The 4,188-nt window shown below is 58.4% G+C and carries 3 protein-coding genes; all 3 read left to right on the top strand.

Going from position 1 to position 4,188, the window contains the following annotated elements; genetic code table 11:
- Window positions 1-893: hypothetical protein (locus VOI29_RS23085; protein WP_323784054.1), on the top strand; the 893-nt coding region annotated here is incomplete at its 5' end.
- Entirely contained in the window at window positions 890-1,057 is a 168-nt protein-coding gene (locus VOI29_RS23080) for a hypothetical protein (RefSeq protein WP_323784052.1), read from the top strand. The genes VOI29_RS23085 and VOI29_RS23080, both read left to right, overlap by 4 nt.
- Window positions 1,054-2,415, top strand: a complete 1,362-nt coding sequence (locus VOI29_RS23075) for a DUF4942 domain-containing protein (RefSeq protein ID WP_323784050.1) — start codon at window positions 1,054-1,056, stop codon at window positions 2,413-2,415. The genes VOI29_RS23080 and VOI29_RS23075 overlap by 4 nt, the downstream gene beginning before the upstream one ends.
- Window positions 2,416-4,188: the final 1,773 nt, after the last annotated feature.

Here is a 4,188-nt window from a genome sequence, read left to right as displayed (position 1 = left end):
AATTCCGGGTCACCGTGGCATGGGACAATAACACTCTTTCGAAAGTATCCGAAGGGGTCGCCCGCCCGTGGATCGCAAAGGCGGAGGTGCGAGGCATCGAGGCAAAAAGTCCCGCGGTTGTGGCGGAGCTGCTGAAGGAAGCCCAGACCGCAGAGCAAGAGCGGCGCGAGCTGGCGGCGCGGGAGCGGGCAGAACGTGAGCGCGAAGTATCGGATTGGCGGGACAGCATCCGTGCGAAAGTCCCGGCCGAGGCTAAGGCAGTGATCGTGGCGGAGTTCGAGCAGGACCAATCCGACAGCATGACCGACTATTTCGCCACCACCACCACGAAAACGGTCATTCTTGCTTTTTCCCGGCACACGCGGGACTTGTTCCCAGAAATGCGCAAGGCTGCCCGCAACTACGAGGCAACCGCGCACCTAGCCGAGGCTGGCGCAGACGCAGAACACCGGGAAAAATACAGCATGGGTGCCGGGTACTACCTGAAGGCCAGTCATCACTATTCCGATGGCTGGAAGGTATCTAAGCGACCGATCACCGGCCAGAGCAACGACCCGGCAGCATATGTCCCATTCGGTGAATGGTCGGTGCCGGAGGGACAGCCCTTTGCGACCGGAAACGCCGAGCGACGCACGGCGGAGCCTAAAGAAGCGGCCACGGCCACAGATGCGGGCGGTTTCACCATCGAGGAGCACACCCACACGAAACGCGGGTTCCAAATGTGGATTGTCAGCCCGAAGGTGCACGCGCCCCAGGAAACTTTCAGCGCTTGGCTGGCAACGGCGAAGGAGCGCAAAGGCTGGTATTCCCGGAAATGGGGCAGCACCCCGGCGGGCTTTGCCTTCAAATGTCCCGAAGTGGCGAAAGCCTTTGCCGACGAACTGGCCGGATGAGGATTGGCCGCAAGTGGTGGTGCACAGGCTGCAAAGCCTGGCACCCGCTCAGCCGCGACATTGAAGGACAGACCACCGCAGGCAGCTGGTGCGGCGCTTCAATCCGCAAGGCGCTGAAAGAGCGCCGGAACGACATTCCATTTACCCATGAGGCCGACAGATGAACGCCCACAATACCCCCGCCGCCGCTCATTCCATGCCAGCGCTGCAACGCAGCTTGCGCGAGATCGTGGAAGAATACGAGCAGAAGGCCGAGGCCATCCCGGCCGAGCTGAACCATTTCAAGGCAGCGGCCACCGCGCTTGAGTCTGCGTCCTGCATCGGCGGCAGCTTTGGCGGCTCGATCTGGAGCGGCGGGCGCTATGGCAGTGCGCCCACGGTCTGGGAAAAATCCATGCGGGAGGCGTTGCGTAAGTCCGCTTGGAAACACGTCTATGACGGTTTGAACATCAAACTTGTTGCCAGCGCCAAGGACCGAAAACGCTTTGAAATGGCGATGGAAAACCCGCCGGAATTCACCCTGGACAACATCGCCGCAACCTTTGGCGACTATGTAGCCAGCCCCCGGCATCACATCCTAAAAGGCTTGGCGGAATGCTTCTGTGATCTGGATCCGGCCTACCGGAGCCATTCAAAGGTGAAAATCGGTGTAGAGGGCTTGCCCAAACGTATCATTGTGCAATCAACCGGCGGATATGGTTCCTGGGGATGGGAGCGCGTGCGCGATACGCTGAATGCCCTGAACGTATACCGTGGCAAGCCGCATATCGGGCATAAGGATTATTCCGGACTGCTGGACGATGCAGAGGAGCATGGCGCAAGCTATCATGATGGTGTTGAGATCCGGCGCTTTCAAAATGGCAATGCCCACCTGTTCTTTGGCCCGGAGACCCTTCGGGAAATCAATTTGGCCTTGGCAGAATTTTATGGCGACACCCTGCCCGACAGTCCGGAAGCCGCGGCCAAGAAGCACCCAGGCACAGCAGTTTCAAAAAATCTGGCCTACTACCCAACGCCCCGCGCGGTGATTGATACCGTGTTGCGCAAGCTCGATCTGCGCGGCGAACCGGCAGTTTTGGAACCGTCCTGCGGTTGCGGCCGGATCATGGATGCGGTGCGGGAAACCAACCCCAAGGCTCGGATTACCGGCGTTGAGTATGACAGCGGGCGGGTGCAGGAGAGCCGGGCCAAGGGCCACCAAGTTTACCAGGCGAATTTTCTGGAGGCAGCGCCGAACCCGGTTTTCGACCTGGTTATCATGAACCCGCCATTTAACGGCACCCATTGGCGCAAGCACCTGGACCACGCCCGCAAGTTTCTGAAACCGCATCCGGAAGGGAAACAATGGGGCGGCGGTGTCCTGGTCTGCATCTTGCCGGCATCGGCGCTCTATGACGGTCACTTAGCAGATCTTGGGCTTACCTCGCACCGTGATCGAGGATGGCAGGATTTACCAGTTGCCAGCTTTGCCGAAAGCGGCACCAACATTCCGACGGGGTTTCTAATCCTGGGTCCAGCCTGACAGCTGGCTTTTACAATTTTCCTTGTGGTGAGGATCCACCTAGCCCCGCTCCGGCGGGGTTTTTCTTGGCCGGGGTCTTGTTGCCCTGCAGCACCGGGGCAGTAGCCCCGCTACTGCAGGACTGGCGCTACCCGCGCAGGGAGGGCCGTATCTACGGCCCTGTCGGACGCGTGAGATTTGCGTCCTTGCTCCATCCCCAGGCGGCAATGTATTTGGTCGGTCATGAGAGAGTGGCCGTATACCATCCCGCAAGACCTCAAAGAGGCTATGGAAGTTCATGCCCAGGAAGATTGGATGACACCTTTCCGATCCTGGGCCAAAAAGCACAACCTGCGCCTCAAGATCCAGTGGTTCCCCGAACTGGAGAGGAAAGCCGCGGAGCTTCTTCAATGGCGGTGGCCTCCCGGCCATCAGGACAGGTGGATGGTGATCCGCGAGTGGTTAGTTGGTAAGGATGTGCCACCTCCAAAACAGCTACCGAGAGAGCCAGAAATTCCGCGACCTCCAATTGGGCATTGAACGTAACCATTCAGAAAATCGGCATTTGGGGGGCGAATGACGAGCGCAAGTAAGATCGAGGTGAAGAGGCTGCCAGACGGCCAAGTGAGTGTACGCAAAGGCTCTTGGCGCGATGTATTTCCGGAAGAGCGACGGGGAACCTGGGCAGCATGGAATGAGCGGATGCACACACAATATGGCTACCCTGGATACTTGGAAATGGCCGCGGCTTTGCGAAAACTAGAACCAATGATCGAATGAACACGCTTGCTTAGTCAGAGGGCGCGTGAGACTATAGGATACTGACTAGGCACAAAGCTGGGGGGAGGGATCTCACCCCTCCCCTGGTTAGTTCCGTGTCATTACAAACTTTAAGGGGTGTGTGTCTTGGCGGATTTGCACCCCTTTTTGTCTGCCCTTTGATTTCGGACCTCCGCTGAGTTCACTTTCTCAGTTTCAGTACCAGGGCTATGATGCTTGCCAGAGATCCCGCAAAATACAGGCTCTCTTTCAGCAGCCCCACGATCGTTCCGATCATGGTATCTAGCTCTCCCTTCCTTCCTATCAGTTGTCGCAAGCTCTTTGGGTGGTCGAGATTCTGAACCTACCTCAGAGCAATTTTTCTATTACGTGGCTGTATTCGCTAACTTCGTTACCTCCTCTCTTGATGACGAAAGAATTCCGCTCACATCCCTAAGGAATGCGTTGCAGTAATCCTGCTGCTTAGTTCTGATTTTGCTCGGCGCTGCTTCTGGCGGTGTTACATCCGGCTGGCCGCTCTTGGCGGTGGCCTGCGCCCGGAAACCAAGGCCATCAGCGTCGTCTTACTTACTCTTATATTTACACCAAGAACGGACTTACTCCTATCTGAAAGTGGTGTACTTTTAATTAATTGCCGGAATCTTTAACCGGATATTTACAAGTTTGTGACGGCCCAGCCGCTCACCATCCCGCCAGTGTTTTGGCAAATCCCGTGCTAGAGCACGGGGCCGCGCCCTAGTCTGGCGCCGGCAGGCGGCACCAGACCGGAGCCCCCCCTGCCCTGTTCTCCCTGCGGCCCGGGTGCGCCGGAACCTGTCTCTACGAGCCAGCTTGCCGCCGCGGCCGCACGGTCGCCCCAGGACATGCGGTCTCCGCCCTGCGGGTAACGGTCGTTCGCTGCGCCTTTTGCAATAGACAGAAGAAATCCGCGCGCCTCGCGCGGATTGCATGTTTCAGGGGTCGTGGCAGGGCATCACCGGGCTGCGCCCGCTCCTCCCTGCCCCGGCATCTTTC

The organism is Leisingera sp. (genome assembly GCF_034669605.1).
Taxonomy (GTDB): Bacteria; Pseudomonadota; Alphaproteobacteria; order Rhodobacterales; family Rhodobacteraceae; genus Leisingera.
Note: the sequence above shows the minus strand (reverse complement) of the source record. Positions and strands in the feature narration are given on the sequence as shown.

Coding starts and splice junctions, on each gene's coding strand:
- VOI29_RS23075 (WP_323784050.1), top strand. CDS start 1,054: ATGAACGCCCACAATACCCCCGCCGCCGCTCATTCCATGCCAGCGCTG.
- VOI29_RS23080 (WP_323784052.1), top strand. CDS start 890: ATGAGGATTGGCCGCAAGTGGTGGTGCACAGGCTGCAAAGCCTGGCAC.